Annotated in this window: 24 protein-coding genes; 6 read left to right on the forward strand and 18 right to left on the reverse strand. The window is 57.0% G+C overall.

Annotated elements, in window-relative coordinates; translation table 11 throughout:
• Positions 1-6: 6 nt before the first annotated feature.
• Entirely contained in the window at positions 7-894 is an 888-nt protein-coding gene (prpB, locus tag I6L40_RS12830) for a methylisocitrate lyase (protein WP_216994352.1), read from the reverse strand.
• 147 nt (positions 895-1,041) lie between these two features.
• On the opposite strand from prpB, the gene I6L40_RS12835 reads away from it, so the two are divergent.
• The 4 genes from I6L40_RS12835 (at position 1,042) to rsmF (ending at position 6,431) form a co-directional block, all read left to right on the forward strand.
• Positions 1,042-1,668, forward strand: coding sequence for a paraquat-inducible protein A (locus I6L40_RS12835; RefSeq protein WP_216994353.1), 627 nt, complete (start codon positions 1,042-1,044; stop codon positions 1,666-1,668).
• Positions 1,652-2,263: a paraquat-inducible protein A gene (locus I6L40_RS12840; protein ID WP_216994354.1), complete on the forward strand. Its 612-nt coding sequence runs from the start codon at positions 1,652-1,654 to the stop codon at positions 2,261-2,263. The genes I6L40_RS12835 and I6L40_RS12840 overlap by 17 nt, the downstream gene beginning before the upstream one ends.
• A 55-nt stretch (positions 2,264-2,318) precedes the next feature.
• Positions 2,319-4,871: an MlaD family protein gene (locus tag I6L40_RS12845; protein WP_071910148.1), complete on the forward strand. Its 2,553-nt coding sequence runs from the start codon at positions 2,319-2,321 to the stop codon at positions 4,869-4,871.
• A 132-nt stretch (positions 4,872-5,003) separates the two neighbouring features.
• The gene (rsmF, locus tag I6L40_RS12850) at positions 5,004-6,431 is read left to right on the forward strand and encodes a 16S rRNA (cytosine(1407)-C(5))-methyltransferase RsmF (RefSeq protein ID WP_216994355.1); all 1,428 of its coding nucleotides are present in this window, start codon (positions 5,004-5,006) and stop codon (positions 6,429-6,431) included.
• Between the two features lie 222 nt (positions 6,432-6,653).
• Here the strand turns inward: rsmF and I6L40_RS12855 are convergent, their stop codons facing one another.
• From I6L40_RS12855 to yceD, 15 genes are all read right to left on the reverse strand, one after another.
• Positions 6,654-6,938 carry a hypothetical protein gene (locus tag I6L40_RS12855; RefSeq protein WP_042030958.1) on the reverse strand — a complete coding sequence of 95 codons (285 nt, stop codon included), beginning with the start codon at positions 6,936-6,938 and terminating at the stop codon, positions 6,654-6,656.
• 170 nt (positions 6,939-7,108) lie between these two features.
• A complete protein-coding gene (locus tag I6L40_RS12860; RefSeq protein ID WP_232097924.1) occupies positions 7,109-8,050 on the reverse strand; it encodes a site-specific integrase in 942 nt (313 codons plus the stop codon).
• 384 nt (positions 8,051-8,434) lie between these two features.
• The gene (locus I6L40_RS12865) at positions 8,435-9,214 is read right to left on the reverse strand and encodes a TatD family hydrolase (RefSeq protein WP_216994356.1); all 780 of its coding nucleotides are present in this window, start codon (positions 9,212-9,214) and stop codon (positions 8,435-8,437) included.
• A gap of 26 nt (positions 9,215-9,240) precedes the next feature.
• The gene (holB, locus tag I6L40_RS12870) at positions 9,241-10,188 is read right to left on the reverse strand and encodes a DNA polymerase III subunit delta' (RefSeq protein WP_216994357.1); all 948 of its coding nucleotides are present in this window, start codon (positions 10,186-10,188) and stop codon (positions 9,241-9,243) included.
• Positions 10,173-10,799 (reverse strand): dTMP kinase, encoded by a 627-nt coding sequence (gene tmk, locus I6L40_RS12875; protein ID WP_216994358.1) that lies wholly within the window; start codon positions 10,797-10,799, stop codon positions 10,173-10,175. Before tmk ends, holB begins: the two co-directional genes overlap by 16 nt.
• Complete coding sequence (gene mltG / locus I6L40_RS12880; RefSeq protein ID WP_184233849.1) at positions 10,799-11,800, reverse strand: endolytic transglycosylase MltG; 1,002 nt, start codon at positions 11,798-11,800, stop codon at positions 10,799-10,801. Before mltG ends, tmk begins: the two co-directional genes overlap by 1 nt.
• Positions 11,790-12,596 carry an aminodeoxychorismate lyase gene (gene pabC / locus I6L40_RS12885; RefSeq protein ID WP_239693783.1) on the reverse strand — a complete coding sequence of 269 codons (807 nt, stop codon included), beginning with the start codon at positions 12,594-12,596 and terminating at the stop codon, positions 11,790-11,792. Before pabC ends, mltG begins: the two co-directional genes overlap by 11 nt.
• A 67-nt stretch (positions 12,597-12,663) precedes the next feature.
• Positions 12,664-13,905, reverse strand: coding sequence for a beta-ketoacyl-ACP synthase II (gene fabF, locus I6L40_RS12890; protein ID WP_041207727.1), 1,242 nt, complete (start codon positions 13,903-13,905; stop codon positions 12,664-12,666).
• Between the two features lie 82 nt (positions 13,906-13,987).
• Positions 13,988-14,224 carry an acyl carrier protein gene (gene acpP / locus I6L40_RS12895; protein ID WP_005300909.1) on the reverse strand — a complete coding sequence of 79 codons (237 nt, stop codon included), beginning with the start codon at positions 14,222-14,224 and terminating at the stop codon, positions 13,988-13,990.
• A gap of 157 nt (positions 14,225-14,381) precedes the next feature.
• Positions 14,382-15,116 (reverse strand): 3-oxoacyl-ACP reductase FabG, encoded by a 735-nt coding sequence (fabG, locus tag I6L40_RS12900; protein ID WP_071910177.1) that lies wholly within the window; start codon positions 15,114-15,116, stop codon positions 14,382-14,384.
• A 13-nt stretch (positions 15,117-15,129) separates the two neighbouring features.
• The gene (fabD, locus tag I6L40_RS12905; RefSeq protein ID WP_071910179.1) at positions 15,130-16,065 is read right to left on the reverse strand and encodes an ACP S-malonyltransferase; all 936 of its coding nucleotides are present in this window, start codon (positions 16,063-16,065) and stop codon (positions 15,130-15,132) included.
• Positions 16,066-16,136: 71 nt separating this feature from the next.
• Positions 16,137-17,096 (reverse strand): beta-ketoacyl-ACP synthase III, encoded by a 960-nt coding sequence (locus tag I6L40_RS12910; protein WP_033113678.1) that lies wholly within the window; start codon positions 17,094-17,096, stop codon positions 16,137-16,139.
• Positions 17,097-17,103: 7 nt separating this feature from the next.
• Entirely contained in the window at positions 17,104-18,123 is a 1,020-nt protein-coding gene (gene plsX / locus I6L40_RS12915) for a phosphate acyltransferase PlsX (protein ID WP_041207723.1), read from the reverse strand.
• Between the two features lie 9 nt (positions 18,124-18,132).
• The gene (gene rpmF / locus I6L40_RS12920) at positions 18,133-18,300 is read right to left on the reverse strand and encodes a 50S ribosomal protein L32 (protein WP_005300935.1); all 168 of its coding nucleotides are present in this window, start codon (positions 18,298-18,300) and stop codon (positions 18,133-18,135) included.
• A gap of 19 nt (positions 18,301-18,319) precedes the next feature.
• Complete coding sequence (gene yceD, locus I6L40_RS12925; RefSeq protein ID WP_041207910.1) at positions 18,320-18,841, reverse strand: 23S rRNA accumulation protein YceD; 522 nt, start codon at positions 18,839-18,841, stop codon at positions 18,320-18,322.
• Between the two features lie 119 nt (positions 18,842-18,960).
• Between yceD and I6L40_RS12930 the strand changes: the two genes are divergently transcribed.
• A complete protein-coding gene (locus tag I6L40_RS12930; protein WP_201966380.1) occupies positions 18,961-19,542 on the forward strand; it encodes a nucleoside triphosphate pyrophosphatase in 582 nt (193 codons plus the stop codon).
• A 98-nt stretch (positions 19,543-19,640) separates the two neighbouring features.
• Here the strand turns inward: I6L40_RS12930 and I6L40_RS12935 are convergent, their stop codons facing one another.
• Together I6L40_RS12935 and rluC are read right to left on the reverse strand one after the other, a co-directional pair.
• Positions 19,641-20,303 carry an HAD-IA family hydrolase gene (locus I6L40_RS12935; RefSeq protein WP_216994359.1) on the reverse strand — a complete coding sequence of 221 codons (663 nt, stop codon included), beginning with the start codon at positions 20,301-20,303 and terminating at the stop codon, positions 19,641-19,643.
• Positions 20,303-21,247 (reverse strand): 23S rRNA pseudouridine(955/2504/2580) synthase RluC, encoded by a 945-nt coding sequence (rluC, locus tag I6L40_RS12940; RefSeq protein WP_201966376.1) that lies wholly within the window; start codon positions 21,245-21,247, stop codon positions 20,303-20,305. The genes I6L40_RS12935 and rluC overlap by 1 nt, the downstream gene beginning before the upstream one ends.
• 412 nt (positions 21,248-21,659) lie before the next feature.
• Between rluC and rne the strand changes: the two genes are divergently transcribed.
• Positions 21,660-24,674, forward strand: coding sequence for a ribonuclease E (gene rne, locus I6L40_RS12945; RefSeq protein WP_216994360.1), 3,015 nt, complete (start codon positions 21,660-21,662; stop codon positions 24,672-24,674).
• Positions 24,675-24,708 lie beyond the last annotated feature (34 nt).

Here is a 24,708-nt window from a genome sequence, read left to right on the forward strand (position 1 = left end):
TGCCTCCTATTCCTTGGCTGAAAACAGACGATCCAGTGTCTGCTCGTAGTGGTGATATCCGAGGAAGTCGTAGAGCGACTCCCGGGTCTGCATGGTCTCCACGACGGCCCTTTGATGGCCATCCTGGCGAATATGGTGATAGACGTTGAGGGCGGCCTGATTGGCGGCGCGGTTGGCACTCAATGGATAGAGCACCATGTCGACCCCGTGGGCGGCGAGCTGCTCCTTGTCAAACAGCTCGGTTTTGCCGAACTCGGTCATGTTGGCAAGGATGGGCACCCCGGCTGCCTGCTTGAACTGGTCGTACTGGGCCAGCTCGGTCACCGCTTCGGCGAAGATCATGTCGGCCCCGGCGGCCACATAGGCGGCGGTGCGCTCAAGAGCAGATTCCATCCCCTCCACCGCCAGCGCATCGGTGCGAGCCATGATGACGAACTCGCCATTCTCGCGAGCATCTACTGCCGCCTTGATCCGATCACACATCTCCTCCAGCGACACCACCGCCTTGTTGGGGCGATGACCGCAGCGCTTTTGGGCCACCTGATCTTCCATATGGACGGCGGCGACACCGGCCCGCTCGAACGCGCGAATGGTGCGGGCGATATTGAACGCCCCGCCCCAGCCGGTATCGATATCGACCAGCAGCGGCACTCGGGTTGCTGCGGTGATCCGTTCGGCATCAATCAGCACGTCGTTGAGGGAGGTCATGCCGAGATCCGGCAATCCGTAGGAGGCGTTGGCGACACCGGCGCCCGAGAGGTAGATCGCCTGAAAGCCGCTGCGCTCGGCCATCATTGCCATATAGGCGTTGATGGTGCCGACGATCTGTAGTGGCTTTTCATTGGCAAGGGCGGTACGAAAACGCAGCCCTGCCGAGGGGGGCAAACTGGACATCATGACTCCTTTCATCTGTCTGGTTTGACCATCTAATATCACGTTTACGTTAACGTCAATTATACTTTCGTAACATTAAGGAGGCAGGCAAGACAGGGAACCGGTTTTAGGGTAAATTTCACCAATTGCTTCAACAGGTTGAATTGTATGATGGAGCCCGGTTCCGTGATCGTCTGTCCGGCGTGCGACTTGCTTATCCAGCGCAAGGCGCTGCCGCTGCGTCGTCATGCCCACTGCCCTCGCTGTCACCAGCATCTCTATGGCCGTTATGCTTTTCGTCCCTCCCAATTGATGGCGCTGACCATCACTGGATTTCTGCTGCTCCCCTCCGCCTTTTTCGAGCCCCTCATCTATCTGCGGCTGGCTGGCGTCAACTCCGATGCCAACTTGTTGCACGGGATTTTTGTGCTGTTTGGCGAGGGGGAGTTCTGGGTTGCCTCTCTGGTGCTCTGGTGCGCCGTGCTGGCCCCCATCGGTCTGTTGACCGGGATCTTTGCGCTGGCATCGGGCCTGGCCAAACGCTGGCATCTCCTTGCGCCAACCTTGAAGGCAGTCGAAGTGTTTCGTCACTGGGCCATGCTGGAGGTCTATATCGTCAGCCTGCTGGTAGCCCTGTTCAAACTGATCGATATCGCCGATGTCAGGTTGGGTGGCGGGCTGCTCAGCCTCGGCATTCTGATGCTGCTCAACATGAGTTTGCTGATCCTCTTTGATCCGTCCCCCTATTGGGATCGGATCCCGCTCAAGGAGGAAGGCGATGACCAGTGCCCGTGAAATGGGGCTCTGCCGCTGCCATACCTGCGGCCTGCTGGTGCGTTATCAGGCGGATCAGGCGGGATGCGTCTGTCCACGTTGCGACAGCAAGCTGCAGGTGCGGATACCTCATTCGCTAGCCTGGTCATGGGGCTTGCTGGCGCTGGCCACCTTTATGCTGCTTCCCGCCAACCTGCTGCCCATTACCCACTTCTACAACAAGGGGCTGTTGCAGTCGGATACCATCTTCAGCGGGATCCTGATGCTTTATCGCAGCAAGATGAGCGGGATTGCCACCATAGTGCTCACCGCCAGCATACTGGTACCGGTGGGCAAGATAATCGGGTTGGCCTGGATCTGCTGGCAGCTGCAACGGGCCAAACCGGTGCGGCGCAAACGCCAGCTATTGATGTATCGGGTGATCGACTTTATCGGCCGTTGGTCGATGCTGGATCTGTTTGTCATTTCGCTGATGGTGGCGCTGGTCGATCGTGGCGTCATGCTGAGCGTCCGGGCTGGCCCGGGTGCCACCGCTTTTGCCGGCGTAGTGGTGTTGACCATGATGTCGGCCCGCATGCTCGATACCCGGCTGCTTTGGGACAAGGCGGCCCGTTGATGCGTTTTCTGTTTCTGTCTGATGGGCGGCTGCGCCCGGTCAATAAGGAGTCACTATGATCGGGGCTGAACCCGTCATCGAAAAGCGCCGCTGGCTATCGCCAGTCTGGTTGTTACCACTCATCGCCCTGCTGCTGGCTGGCGGCTTTCTCTATCAACAGATAGCGAGCCGCGGCCAGCTTATCCAGATCAACTTTGCTCAGGGTAACGGCATCTTGCCGGGCAAGACCCAGATCCGTTATCAGGGGGTTGCCATCGGGGTGGTGCAGGAGCTGGAGCTGGCCGAGGATGGTCGTCGCATTGCGGTGCTGGCCAAGATTGATAGCCGTGCCCGCCCGCTTATTCGCAAGGGATCCGACTTCTGGCTGGTGAGCCCCAAGGCATCGCTGACCGAGATCTCCGGTCTCGATACCCTGGTCTCCGGTAACTACATCAACTTGCAACCGGGGCGCGAGAGCAACCCGCTGCAGGAGAAGTTTGATGCCCTCGACGGCCCTCCCCCCGGCTATCAGGCGCAAGGGCGGATGCTGCATCTGACCGCCGATTCGCTGGGCTCGGTCGGCATCGGTGCCAAGCTCTATTTTCGCGGTATCGAAGTGGGTAGCGTTATCAATACCCGCTTGGGTCAGGACAACCAGAACGTCATTCTGGATCTGGTGATCGAGCCTCGTTTTGAACATCTGGTCAAAACCGATACCCGCTTCTGGAACATCAGTGGCATCAAGGGCTCTTTCAGTCTGGCTGGCGTCAGCGTTGAGGCTGGCAGCCTCACTTCCATTCTGAGCGGCGGCATCGCCTTTGACTCCCCCAAAGCGTCTCCCGAGTCGGAGAAAGGACAAACCTTCGTCCTCTACAAGGGGCTGGCAGAAGCGGCGCGCGGCAAGCGCATCGATATTGTGGCGGGTGATCTGCCCATCAAGGAGGGGATGCCCATTCTCTTCGAAGGGATAGAAATTGGTCGCGTCGATCCCATCCACCTTACTGACAAGGGGCGGGTGGTGACGGCACTGATCAATCCGGAGCAGGCATATCGCATCACCGACAAGAGTCAGCTGGTATGGGAGAGCGTTTCTCTCTCCCCGACCGGTGTGAAGAATGCCGATCGGCTGCTCTCCGGCCCTGCCATTCGCCTTGACTATGTGGCGGGTAAGGAAGTGGCCAGAATGACGCTGACCGATCGGGCGCCACAAGATGGCATCAAGGTGACATTGCAAGCGGACGATCTGGCCGGTCTTAATCAGGATGCCCCCATCTGGTACAAGGGGCTGCAGGTTGGTCGCATCAGCCAGCTCGATCTCGATGGGCGCGGCAATGCCAGCGTAGCCCTGCAGATCCAACCCGCTTACGCCCATCTGTTGAACCGTGCCCGCTTCTATCGCGCTGCGCCGCTACAGATAGATGCTGATCTGAGCGGTATCAAGGTCGAGGCAAGCCCGGCCAGTGCCTGGCTGAGTGGTGGCATCAAGCTGGTGCAGGCGAGTAGCGGCGAGCGGATCAACCGTCTCTACCCCAATCAGGAGCTGGCACTGCTCGGTACTCGTGATGCCAAGCCGCAACGCTGGTTGCTCAAGGCGGATCAGGCGGACGGCATCGGCATCGGTTCTCCCGTGCTCTATCTGGGGTTGGAAGCGGGCAAGGTGAAACAGCTGCGCGCCGCCAAAGAGGGAGTGGAGATAGAGCTCGAGATTGACGGCATCTATGCCCCTCTCCTCGCCCGCCAGCCACAATTCTGGAAAAAACCGGCTATCGACACCCGGGTACGGGTCGATGGTGTGCAGCTAAAAGTTGGCAATCTTGGTACCCTGCTGCGCGGTGCCATCGAGTTCGACTATCTGGCCAATGGCCGCAGCAGCCATCAGCTGTTTGACAATAAGGAGCAAGCCAAGGCTAAGGTACGCCAGCTGTCACTGGTGGCTGAGAGTAATCCGGGGCTCGGGATTGGCAGCCCGATCCGTTATCGCGGGGTAGATATCGGCAAGATTGAGCAGATTGAACTGGAGCCGACCTTGGGTCAGGTGATCTTCAAAGCCGAGCTGGATGGCCAGTACGCCGAGCGTTTCCTGCAATCCGGCGCGCGCTTTACCCTGGTGCAAGCCAAGCTGGGTCTGGGTGGTGTGGCCCATCTCGATACCCTGATCAAGGGGGCCTTTGTCGAGGCCGAGCCCGGTAAAGGGGCTGGTCGGAACAGCTTCCCCCTGAGCCAGAGCGGCCCTGCCGGTTTGTCCCTCACTCTGAAAAGCCCGTCGGTGAATGGCCTCTCGGTTGGCAGCCCGCTGCTGTTTCGCAAGATGGTGGTCGGCAGCGTTACCAAGGTAGCACTGGCCCGCGATGGCAGCGAGGTGGTGATCGACGTCAATGTGGAGCAGGAGTATGCCCATCTGGTGCGTGCCAACTCACGCTTCTGGAATGTCTCCGGGGTCAAGGCGGACATTGGCTTGACCGGTGGCACTATCGAGGTTGAGACGGTGCAGAGCCTGCTTGCTGGCGGCATTGCCTTCAATACACCGGAAAAAGAGATGGGGCCGACCGTCAAGGCCGGGCACAGCTATCCCCTCTACGGCAAGGCCGAGAAGGAGTGGCAGGAGTGGAGTCCCCGCATCAAACCCTGATCCCTCTCTTCACGTTGTTATCCAAGCCCGGCCAAATGCCGGGCTTGTTCATTTTTACCTGCTGCACTTTAAGAATATTCCTAGCCCTGTGATAAGATGTCGCCCCTCTTTTTCGGTCAACGAGACGGCACAGTGCACGACAATATCTATCTACCCGATCACTTTTTGCGCCATATAGCGGCCATCATGCCTGCTCACCTCTCTATGGATGAGTTCGTTGCAAGTTGCCGGCGACCGCTGCGCCGCAGTATCCGAGTCAACACGCTCAAAATTGCCGTCTCTGACTTCGTTGAAAAGATGCAGCCACAAGGCTGGCAGTTCGATCCCGTGCCCTGGTGCGAGACCGGCTTCTGGTTGAGCCGCACAGATGAGAGCGTGCCGCTAGGCAACACGGCCGAGCATTTGAGTGGCCTCTTTTACATTCAGGAAGCGAGCTCCATGCTGCCGGTGACGGCACTGTTTGCCAGCGACAAGATCAAAGCGGACGGCATGCTGCTGGATGCAGCGGCCGCCCCCGGCTCCAAGACTACCCAGATCGCCGCCCTGATGAACAATCAGGGGATGCTGGTTGCCAACGAGTTTTCCAGCAGCCGGCTCAAGGTACTGAGCGCCAATATTCAGCGCTGCGGGGTGACCAATGTGGGGATGACTCACTTTGATGCCAAGGTGTTTGGTCAGTGGCTGCCTGAGACTTTCGACGCCATCCTGCTCGATGCCCCCTGCTCCGGTGAAGGTACCGTGCGCAAGGATGAAGATGCGCTGCGCAACTGGAGCATCGAAAGCATTGACGAGATTGCGGCGGTGCAGCAGGGGCTGCTGGAGAGTGCCTTCCATGCCTTGAAACCGGGTGGCGTACTGGTCTACTCCACCTGCACGCTCAGTTTGCAGGAGAACCAGGAGGTCTGTCAGTCACTGCTGGAGAAGTTTGGCGATGCCTTGAGTTTTGACTCGCTGGCCGACCTGTTCCCCCATGCAGAGCAGGCCTGCACATCCGAAGGATACCTGCACGTTTGGCCCCAGATCTTCGACAGTGAAGGCTTTTTCGTCGCCAGATTGCGCAAGCACCACTCAGTGCCCAACACCATGTTCAAACCGGGCAAGCTCGGCAAATTCCCCTTCCTGCCATTGGCTGCGAAAGAGTCTGAGCCCATGCTGCGCGAAATTGAAGCCAATTTTGGTGTGGCGCCACAAGGTCAACTGTTTGGCCGCAATGACGAGATCTGGCTATTTCCTCATCTGTTTGAACAGGTTCAGGGTAAGCTGCGCTTCGATCGCATCGGCATCAAGTTGGCAGAAACCTTCAAGAAAGGCTATCGCCTCACCCATGAGTGGGCGCTCGCCTATGGTGATAAAGCGAGCAAGGGGGTTGTCGAACTGGACAGCGCCAACGCGCGGGAATTCATGATGGGTCGGGACGTCTGGCCAGAACAGGATGCTGGCTCTGGCGAGGTGATCGTTCGTTATCAGGGCCATACCTTGGGTATGGGGAAATGGGTAGGTAGCCGGATCAAGAATGCCCTGCCCCGGGAGCTGGTGCGCGACAACAATCTGTTTGGCTGATTTTGACTGAACGAGGAAAGGTGACTCGACGCTGTTCGAGTCTGCAAAACCCACACTCTGGTTGAAATTTTATCGGGTTCTTGAAAAGCCTTGAGCCTTGTCTAAGCTTAAGGCAATCCGAACACCAGTTAGCGCACGGCTCTGCAAGGAGCCAATTCCCCTATGCCAGGTACACGGAATTCGTACCTGGCTTTTTTTATCTCTTCTTAGCCAAGTTCATCGTTACTCGACACTCTCTTCCAACAGAGCTATCTCCACTTTCTCTGCGTGAGGTTCGCTCCCCAGTTCATGGTGATAGAGCAGATCGATCGCCTGTTCGATGAGTGATGCCTGGCTATCTTCAAGATGCAAGCCGAGTGCCGCCAACCGTTCGGCATGGCGATTACTGATCCAGCATTGCAACCGGGTATGACTCTCCTGTTTGCGTTTTACATGCTGACGCTGGCGCTTGGCGTTGTTCTGCGAGGCGGTCTCTTTTGCCTCAAGCTCGTTGATTTCCTGGCTCATATGACCTTGCAATACTTGTTTTTATTACTGGTTATCTCTCACGTTCTCTTCGCATAGTGGTGAAAGATGGGGGCTTCCCCTACCCTGCCAGCTAACTACGAAGCCAACCAAATATACCATCAGATCAATGGGATATCATTTAACATAAAAAATGCAGTGACGCATTTATGCTAAAGCAGTCCATCCAGCGCGTGATCAGAGAATTTATGGGCATCGTCAAAGTACTCTTGCAGGGTGCGCATATCCTTGTGACGGGTAACCTCGATGATCTTGTTCATCGGTTTGCCAGCGGTGACGGCCGAGGTGATAAATCCGCGACGTAAACTGTGGCCACTGACATAGAGGTCATCGATAGCCTGACCGGTGCGCCGCTTGATCATCAGGTTGATACCCTGCGGTCCCAGAGGATCTGGTGTGAGTTGGCCCCAGCGATTCATCCGCCGAAAGAGCGGCCCTTCATTGATCCGGCTCTTCTTGAGCCAGTTGCCAATCGCAGCAACCGGGCAATAGTGCTTGCCGGGGATAAGGGCGATCTCGGTTTCATGGAGTTGATGCTTGCTAGGTTTGAGGCGAAGACGGATCCCCTGCCCCACAAAATCGAGGTCACTCACCTCAATCCTGGCTGCTTCCGAGCGGCGTAAGGCACCACTGAACATCAACAGCAACAGGGTGTGATCGCGAAGTCCCGCCAGATCATTGGTATCGATGCCATCCAGCACCTGGGTCAATGGCTGCAACGTGAGTGCACCCGTTTTGCGCTTGCGGTTATCACCAAGACGGACAATACCGCGCATCATCTCTTTGATTTCAGGGTGTTCGGTCGGCATCGGGTGGATGCCTTTTTGTTTGAAGGCGTAGCGGATCCCGGCGAGCCTTCGTACCAAAGTTGCCGGTTTGCGCGGTTCACCATTACGCAGCTCCCCTCTCCCTTCTTCTTTATTGAGCCATACCCAGTCAGCCAGTACCCCGTCGGCCTGATCTGCCAGAAAGTTCATGATGTCATGATGGGTCGTTTGCAGTGGATCCAGACCATGCAACTGGCACCAAAAGACAAAAATCCGGGTATCCGCCTGATAGGCATTGAGGGTCGAATTTGCTTTGGCACTGCGCAGGAAGCGGCGAGCACGGCTATTTAGCTGGGCATCAAAGACCGTTTGCAATGACTGATGAGCTGAGCCTGAAATGGATGGATGTGACACGGAAGATCATGATTCATATGAAGTTTAGGAGGGATCTTACAGGATCCTTCAGCTTCATCAAGTATCGATAATGAATATTATCGATACTTATGAGTGTCTGTTTAACCCCCCAATCCAGCATCTCAGTTTTTTCTAAACAGATGTCGTATTCATTTCCGGTTTACAGGCTGGGTAATTGAGCTGATGGCAATACATGTTGCGAAAGTGAGAGATAACGGCTTGGTGAGTTGCGTCTTGCTTTACCGCCATATACGTTTTACTTTCAGTAAAACGCCCCGTAATACGGGGCGTCGGCTCTTATTTCCGGGCTAGTTTGAACAACTCAAAGAAGTTGCGACTGGTTGCTTCTGCCAGTTCACTGAGCGGTATTTGGCGCAAGTCGGCAATAAACTGGGCAACGTCGCGCACGAAGGCGGGTTCGTTCTCCCTCCCCCGATGGGGAACCGGAGCAAGATAGGGCGCATCCGTTTCGACCAACAGTCGATCGAGAGGCAATGCCTTCACTACCTCCTGCAACGCCGAGGCATTCTTGAACGTAGCGATCCCCGAGATGGAGATATAGAACCCCATCTCCATTGCCATTTCTGCCATCTCGAGAGACTCGGTGAAGCAGTGCAACACGCCGCCAACCTGATCCGCCCCCTCTTCGCGCATGATCTGCAAAGTATCCTGCTGGGCATCACGAGTGTGAATGATCAGCGGTTTGTTCAGCGCACGGGCAACCCGGATATGTTCACGGAAGGAGGCTTGCTGAACCTCCTTGTTCTCGGGTGAGTAGAAGTAATCGAGACCGGTCTCACCGATAGCCACTACACGTGGGTCGGCAGCTTGCTTGAGCAGCAACTCGGCATCGACACCGGGTTCCTGATTCAGGGGATGAACCCCGCAGGAGGCAAACACCTGGGGATAAGGGGCAATCGCCGTCATCATGGTCGGAAATTGTTCTTGCGTCACGCTGACACAGAGAAAGTATCCCACCTCCTGCGCTGCCGCTTTGGCCAGCACATCAGCCATATTGCTCTGTTTGCTGCCATAGCTGAGACGATCGAGGTGACAGTGGGAGTCAACGAGTAACATACAAAACCTTTATTGCTAATGACGTTCTATAACCAGCGACTGAGCCAGTTCATCAGATGAATGGTGGGATTGGATAGCTGTCCCGGCTGACAGGCCGCTTTCAGGGCGACCAGTTGCTGCTCGGCATCCAGCAGTTTTTCACTGGAATGCAGTCCGGCGAACTGCTGGCTCAAGGTAGCCAGATCCGGCATCGCCAGTTGATGGTGGCCACATCCCGCCTGAGTTTTCAGGGCATCGCACAAAAAGAGCTGTAGCCAATGCAGACGAACTTGTGTCTCCTGACCGAGCTGGCTGCACAATGTGGTCGCCTTGATCGGGGACTTGGCGAGGGCGACCAGATCCTCAAGCAGCTCACGGCGAGCACCATCTTGCAGCTGCTCGATGTAATCGAGCACCCGCAGCGGCGCCCCCTGACAGATCCGCACCTGAGCCAGAGTTGCCTGATGTCCCTGTTCAGCAAGCCAGCGCACCGTTTCACCCTCACTTGGCAACTGACACACGTGTTTGTGGCAACGGCTGAGAATGGTGGGAAGCAACCGTGAAACCTGGGAGGCAATGAGGATCAGCAGGCTGTCACCGGCAGGCTCCTCCAAGGTTTTCAGCAGCGCATTGGCTGCCGATTCGGTCATCCGCTCCGCATCAGGAATGATCACAACTTTGCCGCGGCCGAGCTGGGCCGAGCCTTGCAGTCGGTTGCAGATATCGCGGATCGCTTCGACCCCGATGGTCTTGCTGTCGCGACTGATGGTGCCGAGATCCGGATGATGGCCTTTGTCAAAAAGCTGGCAGGAGTGGCAATGACCGCATGGCTCTCCGCGATCCGGTTGTTGGCAAAGGTGCAAACGCGCCAACCGTTCAGCTAGCTGCTCCTTGCCAAGACCGGGATCGCCAAGCAACAACCAGGCATGACCCAGTCTGCCGGCCGCTGCCGTCTGGCTCAGTGCCTGCCAGTCGGGGATCAACCAGGGATACATAGGTGAGCATCCAGCGCAGCTTCAATCGCCGCTTTTACCTGATCTGGGGTTTGTCCCGCATCGATCACTACAATGGAGTCATCCTTGGCGGCGAGTTCGAGATAACGGGTCCGGGTGCGCTCGAAAAAGCTGAGCTGCTCCAGCTCGATCCGATCCAGCTCGCCACGATGGCGGGCGCGTTGCAGACCGAGTGCGGGATCGATATCGAGATAGAGGGTGAGATCCGGTTTGAAATTGCCGAGTACCGCCTGCTTGATGGCTCCGATCAGAGCAGCATCGATACCACGGCCACCCCCCTGATAGGCCTGGGAGGAGAGATCGTGGCGATCCCCCACCACCCAGACACCATTGGCCAGTGCCGGCTTGATACGGGTCTCCACCAGTTGTACCCGGGAGGCATACATCAGCAGCAGTTCGGCCTCGATAGTGAGGCGTTCGTCACGCACCTCTTTAACGATGGCCCGCATCCGTTCGGCCAGCGGCGTACCGCCCGGCTCGCGGGTGCATTCGATCCGCTCGACGCCGTGGTGCTGCAGATAGTCGGTGACGTAACGGACGGCAGAGCTCTTCCCTGCCCCCTCCAAACCTTCAATAACGATAAATTTAGACATCAGGATTTCTTCAATATGTATTCGCGAACCGCCCGATTGTGTTCATCGAGGGTCTTGGAGAAGTAGTGAGCACCACCGCCCTTGGCGACAAAATAGAGATAGTCGGTCGACTTGGGGTTGAGTGCCGCTTCGATGGATGCCTTGCCCGGCATGGCAATGGGCGTTGGCGGCAAACCATCGATCACATAGGTGTTGTAGGGGTTCTTGTCGGTCAGATCGCTGCGGCGAATATTGCCGTCATAACGGTCTTTCACCCCGTAGATCACGGTGGGGTCGGTCTGCAACTTCATGCCGAGACGCAGACGATTGACGAATACCGAAGCAATTTGTGCCCGCTCTTCAGGCAGACCGGTCTCTTTTTCGATGATCGAGGCCATGATCAGCGCTTCATAGGGGGTCTTGTAAGGCAGATTGGCCTGACGCTTGTCCCAGCTCTGTTGCAGGAATGTCTCCATGTCCTGGTGAGCGCGGCGCAGAATGGAGAGATCGCTGGCATGGGTGGTATAGGCGTAGGTTTCCGGCAAAAACCACCCCTCCAGCTTGCCATTCTCGATACCCAGCTCCTTGGCCAGATCAGCCTCAGGCAACTCGACCGTGAGCCGTTCCAGATAAGGCGCACTGGACAACTGCTTCAACCAATCCTCAAAGCGGGAGCCCTCGACGAAGGTGAGGCTGAAGTGGAACTCCTTGCCCGAGGCAAAGAGCGAGAGGGTGTCCTTGAGCAGGGCTCCCTCCTTGATTTCATACGTGCCTGACTTGATGGCAACCAGCTCTGGATGACCGCGCAGCCAGAGGCGCACCGCCCACGGACTGGGTTCACCATCACCCAACTCGGCGATCAGGCGAGCGGCATGAGCCCCCTTCTCCACCGTAAAGAGGCGAGTCGGCCCCTTGTTGGTGAGCGTCTCCACCTGCTGCCACTTGTAATGCACATAGCCCCCGGCGACGGCCACAGTCAGTGCCGCCCCCGCGAGCAGGGTGTAAAGCCGATTAAACTTCAATGACCAAACGCTCCTGTAAACGGCGGCTCAATACCGGGGCAGGATACTGTTTATCCTCGATGCCGTTGACCGGCACCACCCCCATCAGGGTATTGGTGAGCCACACCTCTTCCGCCTGCCATAGTGACTCCAGCGGAGCCTCTACCACACGCAACTCAATACTCATCTGTTTCAGCATCGCCATGACCTGACGGCGCATGATGCCGTCAACCCCGCAACGGGCCAGATCGGGCGTAAACACCGTCTTGCCCCGACGCCAAAACAGATTGGCACTGACTCCTTCGACCAGCACGCCACGACTGCTGAGCACTACTCCTTCGACTGCACCACGGCTGACAAGTTCGCTCTTGAGCAGCACCTGTTCCATCCGGTTGAGGGTCTTGAGCCCGGCCAGCATGGGGGCATCACCAATTCGCTGGCGGCACACCAGCAAGTTGATCCCCTCGCGTTGCCACTGGGCGTACTGGGCAGGAAAAGGCGCCAGCGAAAGAATACGGGTCGTCTGCTGGCACTCGCTGCCATCATAACCGCGGCCACCCTCCCCCCGGGTCAGCATCACCTTGGCAACACACTGTTGCTCACCGGCAACCAGGGTCTCGAGTTCCCGAGCCAGCAATTCCCAGTCCGGTTCAACCATTCCCAGCCGGCTATTGGTCTGTTGCAGTCGAGCCAGATGCGCTGGCCACTGCAATACCTTTCCTTCTCTCACCGCCATGGTGGTGAAATGGCCATCGCCATAGGCCAGACCTCGGTCGCGGGCCGAGATGGTATCGAGCTTCAATCCATTGATCAGCAAAGAGATCCCTCCGATAAAAAAGGCCCGATACCGGCAGTATCGGGCCTCTGTCATTGCCCGCAGGCAATTATACGCGTTTGAAGATCAGGGAACCATTGGTACCGCCGAAACCAAACGAGTTGGAGAGGGCGTACTCGAAGTTACCCGGCTTGGCCACATGGGGCACCAGATCCAGGTCGCACTCATCATCCGGGTTATCCAGGTTGATGGTGGGCGGTGCAATCTGATCGCGCAGGGCCAGCACAGTGATGATCGCCTCGATGGCACCGGCGGCACCCAGCAGGTGACCGGTCATCGACTTGGTGGAGCTGACCATCAGTGACTTGGCGTGCTCGCCAAAGACGGCTTTCATGCCGCGCAGTTCGGCTACATCGCCCAGCGGGGTCGAAGTGCCGTGGGCATTGATGTACCCCACCTGCTCGGGTGCAATACCGGCATCCTTGATGGCATTCTTCATGGCGCGAGCGCCACCGTTGCCATCGGCAGGAGGTGCAGTCATGTGATAAGCGTCACCACTCATGCCAAAACCGACCAGTTCGGCGTAGATCTTGGCGCCGCGGGCCTTGGCGTGTTCGTACTCTTCCAGCACCAGTACACCGGCACCGTCACCCAACACGAAACCGTCGCGATCCTTATCCCACGGACGGCTCGCCTTCTGCGGCTCGTCATTGCGGTTGGAGAGTGCCTTGGCTGCTGCGAAGCCGCCCATCCCCATCGGGGTGGAGGCTTTCTCGGCACCGCCAGCGACCATCACGTCGGCATCGCCGTAAGCGATCATCCGGCCAGCCATACCGATGGCATGGGTACCTGTGGTGCAGGCGGTGGTCACAGCGATGTTCGGACCTTGCAATCCCTTCATGATGGAGAGATGACCGGACACCATATTGATGATGGTGGAGGGCACGAAGAAGGGGCTGATCTTGCGCGGGCCGCCGTTCACGAGGCTGTCGTGGTTCTGTTCAATCAGACCCAGACCGCCAATCCCGGAACCGATCGCCACACCGACGCGCTCGGCATTGTCGTCGTTGATTACGAGGCCGGAATCATCCAGTGCCTGCATACCGGCAGCAATACCGTATTGAATGAAGAGATCCATCTTGCGAGCGTCTTTACGGTTGATACCGTACTGCTCGGGATCGAAGTCCTTGACCAGACCTGCAAAACGGGTTGCAAACTCGCTGGCATCGAAATGGTCGATAAGGGAAATGCCGCTCTGCCCGTTGAGCAGGGCTTGCCAGCTGGATTCGGCTGTGTTGCCTACCGGGGAAAGCATCCCCAAGCCGGTCACCACGACTCTGCGTTTTGACACTGAGGTAGTCTCCGAGAGGTGATTTGAAAGGAAACAAATACAAAAGAAGCGGCCCTTGGGCCGCTTCTTTCAGAACAGGAACTTATTCCTGATTAGCGGTGATGTAGTCGATAGCCGCTTGAACAGTGGTGATCTTCTCGGCTTCTTCATCAGGAATTTCGGTATCGAATTCTTCTTCCAGCGCCATTACCAGTTCAACGGTATCCAAAGAGTCAGCGCCCAGGTCGTCGACGAAGGAGGCAGCGTTCTTAACGTCTTCTTCTTTAACACCCAGTTGTTCAATGATGATTTTCTTTACGCGTTCTTCGATGTTGCTCATGACCTGAATTTTCCTTTAAAAATACGCTATTGCGTCTGGTTGGGGTAGTTTATTCAATTGACGTGAGTTTGCAAGTAGCTTGCCGCTGGTCAAACCACGAAATTCGCCAAACTTCGGCGTACTATCGCAAATTTGAACAGAACTCACGACAAATTGATTACACCATGTACATCCCGCCATTAACATGCAGGGTTTCACCGGTGATATAGGCTGCTTCATCGGAAGCCAAGAATACCACAGCGGCGGCAATCTCTTTCGGATCACCCAGACGAGCGGCAGGAACCTGGCTCATGATGCCGGCACGCTGCTCTTCATTGAGCGCCTTGGTCATATCGGTCTCGATAAAACCGGGAGCAACCGCGTTGACCGTGATACCACGGGAGGCCACTTCACGCGCCAGCGATTTGGTAAAGCCAACCAGACCCGCTTTGGCAGCTGCATAGTTGACCTGACCGGCATTGCCCATGGTACCAACGACGGAACCGATGCTGATGATGCGACCATTGCGCTTCTTCATCATCGCCCGCAGAACCGGTTTGCTCAGACGGTAGAGCGAGGTCAGGTTGGTATCGATGATCTCGTTCCACTCGTCATCTTTCATCCGCATCAACAGGTTGTCGCGGGTGATACCGGCGTTGTTGATCAGGATGTCGATGTCACCAAAACGCGCCTTGATGGCAGCGAAAACGGATTCGATGGATTCCTGGTTGGTCACGTTCAGTGCCATGCCGCAACCATTGTCGCCCAAGTAAGCGCTGATTGCCTCGGCACCGCTCTCGCTGGTCGCAGTGCCGACGACTTTGGCGCCACGGGCCGCAAAAGTTTCGGCAATTGCACGGCCGATGCCACGACTGGCACCGGTCACTAACACAACCTTATTGGTAAAGCTCATTACTTGCTCCTGTTTACTTGATCTGGGCCAGCGCCTGCTCGAAAGAGGCTGCATCGTTGGCGTGAATACCTTCCACGCGCTTGTCGATGCGCTTGGCGAGCCCGGTCAATACTTTGCCCGGTCCCATCTCGATTTCGAGGGTAACGCCCTCATTGGCCATCCGCTCTACAGTTTCGGTCCAACGAACTGGGCTGAACAGCTGACGCACCAGTGCTTGCTTGATGGCGGCTGGATCCTGTTCACAGGATACGTCGACATTATTGATGACCGCGATGGCAGGAACCTTGATCTCGATCCCGTCCAGCGCAGCTGCCAGTTTTTCTGCGGCAGGTTTCATCAACGCACAGTGAGACGGCACGGAAACCGGCAGCGGCAGCGCACGCTTGGCGCCCGACTCTTTCATCAGCACATTGGCACGCTCGACAGCCTCTTTGTGGCCAGCGATAACGACCTGGCCCGGAGAGTTGAAGTTGACCGGAGAGACCACCTGCCCCTCTGCCGCTTTTTCGCAGTTGGCAGCGATGGCGTCGTTGTCCAGACCTATGATGGCAGCCATGGCACCAGTACCTTCCGGTACCGCTTCCTGCATGGCCAGACCACGCAGCTCGACCAGTTTGACGGCATCGGTAAAGGCCAGCGCACCGCTGCAAACCAGAGCGGAATACTCACCCAGGCTGTGACCAGCCATGACGGAAGGCGTTGCCCCACCCTGCAGTTGCCACAGACGCCACAGTGCGACAGAAGCGGTCAGCAGTGTGGGCTGGGTACGCCAGGTTTTGTTCAGCTCTTCGGCCGGACCGTTCATTACCAGGGCAAACAGGTCATAACCCAGCACCTGGCTCGCCTCGGCGAAGGTCTCCTTGATCACGGCATGTTGCTCGGCCAGCTCGGCCAGCATGCCCACGGTTTGGGAGCCTTGTCCCGGGAAGGCAATGGCAAATTGGGTCATCATTGATTCCTTTTAGATAAGCAAAAATGAAATCGTTGCGGGATGACAGCACTCGCTCATCCCGCTTTGGATCAGAGGCGAACCAGCGCCGAGCCCCAGGCAAAACCACCGCCGAAGGCTTCCAGCAAGACCAGCTGGCCCGGTTTGATCCGGCCATCCCGCACCCCTTCATCGAAGGCGATGGGGACGGACGCAGCAGAGGTGTTGCCGTGCTTGTCGAGGGTCAACACCACTTTATCGAGGCCCATACCGAGTTTCTTGGCAGTGGCGCTGATTATGCGGAAGTTGGCCTGATGGGGCACCAGCCAGTCCAGCTCGCTCGGCTCGAGACCGGCAGCTGCCAGCGTCTCGGTCACGATTTCGCTCAAACGGGTGACCGCCACTTTGAACACATCGTTGCCCTTCATGTACATGTAGGCTTCGAGTTCGGCGCCCGGCATCCCGCGACGGGGTTGCGGTAGCTTGAGCAGATCGCCATAACGGCCATCGGCATGCAGATGGGTGGAGAGAATGCCCGGTGTTTCGCTGGCACCAATCACCACGGCACCGGCCCCATCACCAAAAATAATGATGGTGCCGCGATCTTCCGGATCGCACATGCGCGACAGCACATCGGCCCCTACGACCAGCACGTGGCGGGCAGCGCCGGATTTGACGAACTGATCGGCAATGGAGAGTGCGTAGGTAAAACCGGCGCAGGCTGCCGCCACGTCAAAGGCAGGGATCCCCTGTACACCCAGTAGCCCTTGCAGTTCGCAAGCAGCTGCCGGGAAGGCGTTTTCTGCGCTGGTGGTGGCCAGCACAATCATGTCGAGATCGGCCGCAGTCAGACCCGCGGCATCCAGGGCCCGCAGGGCGGCCTGGTAAGAGAGGGTGGCAACAGTCTCATCAGCACCGGCAATGCGGCGCTCACGGATCCCGGTGCGTTCCACGATCCACTCGTCACTGGTCTCAACCATCTGCTCGAGATCGGCGTTGGTACGCACTGAACTCGGCAGGTAGCTGCCAGTACCCAGAATTTTGCTATGCATAGAGTTCTTATAGGTCCCTGTCGGAAAAGACAGCTTCAAGGCGATCTGCTATTTGCAGTGGAAGTTGATGTTTGGCCTCTTGTGCGGCCAGCAGGATCGCATTACACAGGGCGCGCCGCTCGGCTCGCCCATGACTTTTTACCACAATGCCGCGCAATCCTAACAGACTTGCCCCGTTATACTGGTCGGGGTTCAGGTATGAAAAACGCCGTTTGAACATAAAACCGGCGATCCGGCCAAGAAAAGTGCGCTTCTTGCGGGGATATCCCGCCAGCTGAGCCATCATTCGCACTACCCCCTCGGCCGTTTTGAGGGCGACATTGCCAACAAAACCGTCGCAGACGATCACATCGCACTCGCCGCTGAAGATGCGATCCCCTTCAATGAAACCGACATAGTTGAGCGCGTTGCACTGGCGCAACAATTCGGCACTGTGACGTACCAGATCGTTCCCCTTGATCTCCTCTTCCCCGATGTTGAGCAAGGCAACACGAGGAGAAGCGATGCCTTCGACTTTCTCGGCCACCACGGAGCCCATCACCGCAAATTGAAGTAAGGTATCCGCATCACAACTGACGTTGGCGCCGAGATCCAGCATCACGGTGCGCTTGCCGCTCAATGTCGGCAGCGCCTTGATAAGTGCCGGCCGATCGACCCCGGGCAGAGATTTGAGCACGCACTTGGCCATCGCCATCAACGCACCGGTGTTGCCGGCACTCACGCAGGCATCGGCCTCACCGGCTTTCACCAGATTGAGTACCACCCGCATGGAGGAATCTTTCAGAGTACGCAGCGCCACGATCGGTTTATCGCCCATGCCAACCACCTGGGATGCATGTACGAAACGAACGCGGGGATGATTCAGCAAGCCATGTTGCTGCAGCAGAGAGGAGGTCTGATGTTGGTCACCGACCAGGATCAGTTTTAGCTGGGGTAAAAGAGACAGTGCCTGCACGGCGGCAGGCACTGTTTCCGAGGGGCCAATATCTCCCCCCATGATGTCTAGCGCGACAGTTTGCGTAGACAAAGGCAATCCTTAAGCGATTACCTTTTTACCGCGGTAGAAACCATCGGCAGTCACGTGGTGACGACGATGGATTTCGCCACTGGTCTGATCAACAGTCAGGGCAGCAGTGGTCAGCGCATCGTGGGAACGACGCATGCCACGCTTGGCACGGGTTTTACGGTTCTGTTGTACGGCCATTGTAGGCTAACTCCTAAATTCACTTACGTTTAAGCTCTTCAAGAACTGCAAAGGGATTCGGCCGCTCATCAGCAGGTTCGATTTCACCCCAAGTCATCTCCATGTTACCGCGGGGACACGCATCCAGAGAATGCATGGCTACCTGAGGCAACGAGAGGATGAGTTCATCCTCCAGGATTTGATGAAGGTCCATCTCGCCGTTTTCGTCCAACTCAATGGGCTCATAAGCTTCCGGCAGTTCTTCCTCGTTTGTTCTTTCGAACAGCGGAGTGTAGATAAATTCAGCTTCACAGAGATGCTCGAAAGTCTCTCCGCAACGTTGGCAAACCAGGTCAACCTTGGCATGGGCAGTGCCTTTCATAACGGTCAACTTCTGGACATCTTTGCCAAAGTGCAGCGATACCTCGATATCACTCCGCAAGCCAGCGGTTGATTCCTCCAGCCTGGGCATCTGCGACTTTTCCACTATCCCGACATAGTCGAGCAGCTTCAAGGCACTACGGACTGGATCAACCTTAACGGGCAACTTCACCTTTTGCATAGGGCGCGAATAATATAGGTCCAACAACTGATAGTCAAAGGAAAAAGTCCTTACCGCCGATGATTTTAACGCCACAAGTCCCTAGAATGCCGGTACTTGCTTTCATCGGTATTCGGATTATGCCACAGAATCTTATCCTCGCCTCAACTTCTCGCTATCGCAAAGCCCTGCTGGAAAAGCTCGGCCTCCCCTTTGAATGTGCGGCTCCCGACGTAGACGAACGCCCGCTTGCAGATGAATCCGCTCAGGAGCTGGTGGCCCGACTTGCCCGGGCAAAGGCTCAGGCCATTGCAAATAGTCGTGATCACGGACTGATCATCGGTTCTGATCAGGTGTGCGTCTGCAATGGCCGCATCCTCGGCAAACCGGGCACCATAGACAATGCCATAGCACAGCTGATGGCGGCTCAGGGGCGCAGCGTCACCTTTTACACTGGCCTGTGCGTACTTAACGCTGCAACCAAGGAGATTCATGAATTGATTGAACCGTTTACAGTTCACTTTCGCGATCTCGACGAAACCGCCATTCGCCGCTATGTAGAGGCTGAACTGCCCCTCGATTGTGCTGGCAGCTTCAAATGCGAAGGGATGGGGATCGTGCTGTTCAAGGGGCTGGAAGGGCGTGATCCTAACGCCTTGATCGGTCTGCCGCTGATCGGCCTGATCGAGCTGCTGGAGCGCCACGGCATCGCCCTGCCCTGATGGTGGGCGAATGGATGAGCTAGAAGATATATAAAAGGCCCGGTCAATTGACCGGGCCTTTTATCAATCAGATTGATGTCACTCAAGAAGTGAGACGTTTACAACAACGTGCGAAGAGCCGTCATAGAGTCAACCACTGCCACTGGCTCGTAACGACTGAGGGCCTCGCTGCTATCCACCCCCCAGGTGACGCCAATGCGCGGCATGACGATTGCCTCGGCCATCGCCATATCGTGAACAGAGTCGCCAATCATTACGGCCTGCCTAGGTGAAAGCCCCAGTTCAGCCAGGATCTGCTCAAGCATCAGCGGATCAGGCTTGGATCGAGCCTCATCGGCCCCACGACTGGTCACAAACGACGGGCGCAGCCCGGTCTCATCCAATACCCGATCCAGCCCACGGCGTGATTTACCGGTCGCGACGGCCAGTTGCAGGCCCCGTGACCGCCAGTCATGCAGCAGCTCCTCTGCCCCGGCAAACAGCGGACTGGGGGTAGCATCGTGCAGATAGTGATGATGATAACGATCGATGAGTGTGGCAATCTGGCGCTCATCAATGGCGGTGCCACTGTCGCTACGTAAAGGGAACAGGCGGGACATGGCAACATCGAGGCTCAACCCGATAATCTGCCAGATCTGGGACGGTGCAGGTACCGCCAGCTCACAATCTCTGGAGGCCCCCTGCACACAGGCAACAATCCGGCCCACCGAATCCATCAGGGTACCGTCCCAATCGAAAATGGCGAGCCGGATATCCTGCATCAGCGTGGCAAGCCGTTGAGGAAGTTGTCGAGTTCAGGTGCCAGTGGCGCTTCTACCTGCATTTCGCGACCATCGCCTGGATGGGTGAAGCTGAGCTTCCAGGCATGCAAAAAGAGCCGTTTCAGCCCTTGGCTGCGCATTTTCTCGTCAAACGCTGCTTCACCGTACTTATCGTCACAGGCGATCGGGTGACCGGCATGCAGGGTGTGCACGCGGATCTGGTGTGTACGACCGGTGATGGGGCTGCACTCGACCAGGGTCGCTTCGGCAAATTGACGCACGATACGGAACCGGGTTTCGGAAGGCTTGCCATCCGCGCTGACCCGCACCACCCGCTCACCGGATTGCAGATCGTTCTTGCGTAGCGGTGCGTTGACAACCTTGACGTGAGCCTGCCATTTGCCGCGAACCAGCGCCAGATACTGCTTGCGCATGGTCTTGACGCGCAACTGCTCATGCAGGCTGCGCAGGGCGCTGCGTTTTTTAGCAACCAGCAGTACGCCTGAGGTATCGCGATCGAGACGGTGAACCAGTTCGAGGAAACGGGCTTCCGGACGCAGGGCGCGCAGCCCTTCAATCACGCCAAAGCTCAGGCCGCTGCCACCGTGTACGGCCATGCCGGAGGGCTTGTTCAGCACGATCATGGCATCGTCTTCAAACAGGATCTGGCTCTCCAGACGCTGGATAACACTCAGGTTGGCGGATGGCAGCTCATTTTTTTCAGCGACGCGAACGGGAGGAACCCGCACCTCATCGCCTGCGCAGAGTTTGTACTCCGGTTTGATGCGCTTTTTGTTTACTCGCACTTCACCTTTGCGAAGGATGCGATAGATCAGGCTCTTGGGGACGCCCTTTAGCTGAGTCTTGAGAAAATTGTCGATGCGCTGCCCGTCATGCTCAGCTTCGATGGTGAGCAGCTGCACTTGTTGATGTATCTGTGTCATGGCGCGGATTTTACCACTGCCAGCGCCCCTTGGCTGCTGGTTTGTTGAAAAATGGCGCCTTGCTATAAAAGAGGTTTAAATGGGATAATAAACAAGGTTTTGTCATTGTGTTCAAGCCTTGTACTAAGTGGCCAAAAAGTATGCCACCCAATCCCGAAACACCGTGTATACAAGAACATGACGGTTCCCGGGTGCGAGGTACAACGCATGGAGAACACAAACATCACCGTTTATTTGTCTCCATTTCGGCATCCTTATTCATTCCTTCTCGAGAAGTGATGACCAGAACGCCCTTAGTTTGCGCCTCATGCATACCCCAACCGGGAGGTTGCCCCAGTATGCTGAAGACCCGAGGCCGGCGCTGGCAGGACCCAGATGGAGGAAATCAAAATGACACAATAATGAGAACTCAATGAAAAGAATGCTTATCAACGCGACTCAAGAAGAAGAGTTGCGCGTAGCGCTGGTTGACGGACAACAGCTCTACGATTTGGATATTGAAAGTCCGGGACACGAGCAGAAGAAAGCGAACATTTACAAGGGTAAGATCACCCGCGTAGAACCCAGCCTTGAAGCTGCTTTTGTCGACTACGGCGCCGAGCGCCACGGTTTCCTGCCGTTGAAGGAGATCGCCCGCAATTACTTCCCCTCCGGTTACTCCTATCAGGGTCGTCCCAACATCAAAGAAGTGGTCCGCGAAGGTCAGGAAGTTATCGTCCAGATCGACAAGGAAGAGCGTGGCACCAAGGGTGCAGCCCTCACCACCTTTATCAGCCTGGCAGGTAGCTACCTGGTACTGATGCCCAACAACCCCCGTGCAGGTGGTATCTCCCGCCGCATCGAGGGTGATGAGCGGACTGAACTGAAAGAAGCCCTGAGTGGATTGACCGTGCCGGAAGGCATGGGCTTGATCGTGCGTACCGCCGGTGTGGGCAAGTCGCCAGAAGAGCTGGAGTGGGATCTGAACGTCCTGCTCAATCACTGGGACTCCATCCACAAGGCCTCCCAAGAGCGCGCGGCACCGGTGCTGATCCACCAGGAAAGCAACGTCATCGTGCGTGCCATCCGTGACTATCTGCGTCGCGATGTGGGCGAGATCCTGATCGACAATCCGGTGATTTTCGAACGTGCCAAGGCCCATATCGAGCTGGTACGTCCCGATTTCCTCAACCGTGTGAAGCTGTACAAGGGTGAAGTTGCCCTGTTCAATCACTTCCAGATTGAGAGCCAGATCGAATCAGCCTTCCAGCGTGAAGTGCGCCTCCCCTCCGGTGGCAGCATCGTTATCGATCCGACCGAAGCACTGACCTCCATCGATATCAACTCCTCCCGCGCCACCAAGGGCGGCGATATCGAAGAGACTGCGCTGCAAACCAACCTGGAAGCGGCCGACGAAATTGCCCGTCAATTGCGTCTTCGCGACCTGGGTGGCCTGATCGTTATCGACTTCATCGATATGACGCCGGTTCGCCATCAGCGCGAAGTGGAAAACCGTCTGCGTGAAGCGGTTCATCAGGATCGTGCCCGCATCCAGCTGGGCCGGATCTCCCGTTTCGGTCTGCTGGAGATGTCTCGCCAGCGTCTGCGTCCCTCCCTCAACGAATCCAGCAGCCATATCTGCCCCCGTTGCCAGGGTCAAGGCGTGATCCGTGACAACGAATCCCTCGCCCTGTCTATCCTGCGTCTCATCGAAGAAGAGGCCATGAAGGACAACACCGAACAGGTTCACGGTCAGGTGCCGGTGGATGTTGCAGCCTATCTGCTTAACGAGAAGCGTGCTGCCATCGCCAGTCTGGAACAGCGAAATGATGTGCGTGTTTACATCATTCCGAACCAGCATCTGGAAACTCCGCACTACGAAGTGACCCGCATTCGTCAGAACGAGATCCCGGAAGCGGCCAGCTATGAGCTTAAAACCGAGATTGCCAAGCCGGTCTACCAGCCGAAGCAAGCTCAGGTGATCGAGCGTGAACAACCGCTGCTGCAAGGCTTTGCCCAGCCGACTCAACCCGCGCCGGTTGCAGCTCAGCAGCAGACAGCCCCGGCCGTTGCCGCTGCACCTGCCGAAGCAGGTTTCTTCAGCAAGCTGATCAAGGGCATTACCGGTCTGTTCAGCAGCGATGCTGCCCCTGCCGAAGTTAAAGCGCCCGCCGAGAAACCGGCTGCTCGCGAAGCACGCAAGGAAGAGGGTCAGCGTCATCAGCGCGAAGAAGGTCGTGGCCGTGGTCAGCGTCCTCGTCGTGACGACAACCGTGGCAACCGCAACAATGCGGAAGCTGGTGAGAAACGTGAAAATGGCAATCGCGAAGGTGGTGAAAACCGCAATCGTCGTCCTCGTAAAGAGCGCGAGCCCCGTCAGGAACGTGAAGTTCGCACTGAACAGCGGATGGAACGTGAACCACGCGAAGCGCGTCAAGAACGTGAGCCCCGTGCTCCGCGCCCTGCTCGTGAGCCACGCGCTCCCCGTGAGCCTCGTGCCGAGGTTGTCGTTGACGCGGTGGAAACCGTTGATGCCATCGAACCACGTCAGGAAAAAGAGCAGAAAGTGGCTGAGCGCCGCGAACGTCGCCAGCTGCGCAAGCAGATCCGCGTTGATGTTGCTGCGAGCGACACCCCTGCCCTGCCTGTCGTAGAAGAGGTTCAGGTTGCAGCCGTTGAGACTGGCGACCAGGATGAGCAGGCCGAAGGTCAGCGCCGTTCCCGCCGTACTCCGCGCAGCCAGCGCATCGAAGGCCAACGTCGCAAGCGTATTAATGAAGAAGCACGTAGCCAGCGTGATGAAGAGCAACAAGCCGAGCCTACTCTGACTACCGCCGCCCAAGCCGATATCGCCAAAGCGCAGGTTGAAGAGCCGGTAGTGCCAGTTGTTACCATCCCGAGTGCTGAAGCTGTCGCTGCAGCTCTGCAAGCCTCTGCTGCGCTGACCGAACACGTGGTTGTCGAAGCCGTTGCTGAGGAGTCTGCTGAACAGGCTCATGCGGTACAGACCGAAGTGGCCGCAACACCTGTTGTTGATACCGTAGAAGTGGAAGCCCCTGCTGTCGCAGTAGTTGAAGCAACTCAGGTTGAGATTACACAAGCTGAACAACCTGCTGAAGTTGTTGCCGAAGCTCCGGTTGCCGCTGTTGAAGCAGTTGAGGTCACCGAAGCTGTAACTACTGCACCTGTTGCTGAAGAGCCGGTAAAAGTTGTAGCTGAAGAGACTCCCGTAGCCGTAACCAAGCAGGTTAAGCATGGTGCCGGTCTGTTGGCCCGAGCTCGCAAGGCATCTGCGCCGATGGCAACCCCTGCCGAAGTCCCTGCCCTGCCCGCTCGTGAACCGATGGACTATCCGCCTCTGGTTCGTGGCGAAGTGGTTAGCTCAGGCCGTCACGGCGGTAGCACCGCAGCAGTCAATGTGGCTTCCTGCCCGGCAGGTCGTCCTTAATAGTTCCTGTTGTTGGAACAAGCAAAGAGCCACA

It is taken from the genome of Aeromonas sp. FDAARGOS 1410, assembly GCF_019048745.1.
Classification (GTDB): domain Bacteria; phylum Pseudomonadota; class Gammaproteobacteria; order Enterobacterales; family Aeromonadaceae; genus Aeromonas; species Aeromonas jandaei.

Excerpts from the sequence above, each read along its gene's own strand:
- rluC (WP_201966376.1), bottom strand. The coding sequence starts at position 21,247 with ATGACACAGATACATCAACAAGTGCAGCTGCTCACCATCGAAGCTGAG.
- I6L40_RS12845 (WP_071910148.1), top strand. The coding sequence starts at position 2,319 with ATGATCGGGGCTGAACCCGTCATCGAAAAGCGCCGCTGGCTATCGCCA.
- prpB (WP_216994352.1), bottom strand. The coding sequence starts at position 894 with ATGTCCAGTTTGCCCCCCTCGGCAGGGCTGCGTTTTCGTACCGCCCTT.
- I6L40_RS12835 (WP_216994353.1), top strand. The coding sequence starts at position 1,042 with ATGATGGAGCCCGGTTCCGTGATCGTCTGTCCGGCGTGCGACTTGCTT.
- I6L40_RS12910 (WP_033113678.1), bottom strand. The coding sequence starts at position 17,096 with ATGCATAGCAAAATTCTGGGTACTGGCAGCTACCTGCCGAGTTCAGTG.
- I6L40_RS12930 (WP_201966380.1), top strand. The coding sequence starts at position 18,961 with ATGCCACAGAATCTTATCCTCGCCTCAACTTCTCGCTATCGCAAAGCC.
- rne (WP_216994360.1), top strand. The coding sequence starts at position 21,660 with ATGAAAAGAATGCTTATCAACGCGACTCAAGAAGAAGAGTTGCGCGTA.
- tmk (WP_216994358.1), bottom strand. The coding sequence starts at position 10,799 with ATGTCTAAATTTATCGTTATTGAAGGTTTGGAGGGGGCAGGGAAGAGC.
- I6L40_RS12865 (WP_216994356.1), bottom strand. The coding sequence starts at position 9,214 with ATGTTACTCGTTGACTCCCACTGTCACCTCGATCGTCTCAGCTATGGC.
- holB (WP_216994357.1), bottom strand. The coding sequence starts at position 10,188 with ATGTATCCCTGGTTGATCCCCGACTGGCAGGCACTGAGCCAGACGGCA.
- rpmF (WP_005300935.1), bottom strand. The coding sequence starts at position 18,300 with ATGGCCGTACAACAGAACCGTAAAACCCGTGCCAAGCGTGGCATGCGT.
- yceD (WP_041207910.1), bottom strand. The coding sequence starts at position 18,841 with ATGCAAAAGGTGAAGTTGCCCGTTAAGGTTGATCCAGTCCGTAGTGCC.
- acpP (WP_005300909.1), bottom strand. The coding sequence starts at position 14,224 with ATGAGCAACATCGAAGAACGCGTAAAGAAAATCATCATTGAACAACTG.
- fabG (WP_071910177.1), bottom strand. The coding sequence starts at position 15,116 with ATGAGCTTTACCAATAAGGTTGTGTTAGTGACCGGTGCCAGTCGTGGC.
- I6L40_RS12840 (WP_216994354.1), top strand. The coding sequence starts at position 1,652 with ATGACCAGTGCCCGTGAAATGGGGCTCTGCCGCTGCCATACCTGCGGC.
- fabD (WP_071910179.1), bottom strand. The coding sequence starts at position 16,065 with ATGACCCAATTTGCCATTGCCTTCCCGGGACAAGGCTCCCAAACCGTG.
- I6L40_RS12855 (WP_042030958.1), bottom strand. The coding sequence starts at position 6,938 with ATGAGCCAGGAAATCAACGAGCTTGAGGCAAAAGAGACCGCCTCGCAG.
- I6L40_RS12935 (WP_216994359.1), bottom strand. The coding sequence starts at position 20,303 with ATGCAGGATATCCGGCTCGCCATTTTCGATTGGGACGGTACCCTGATG.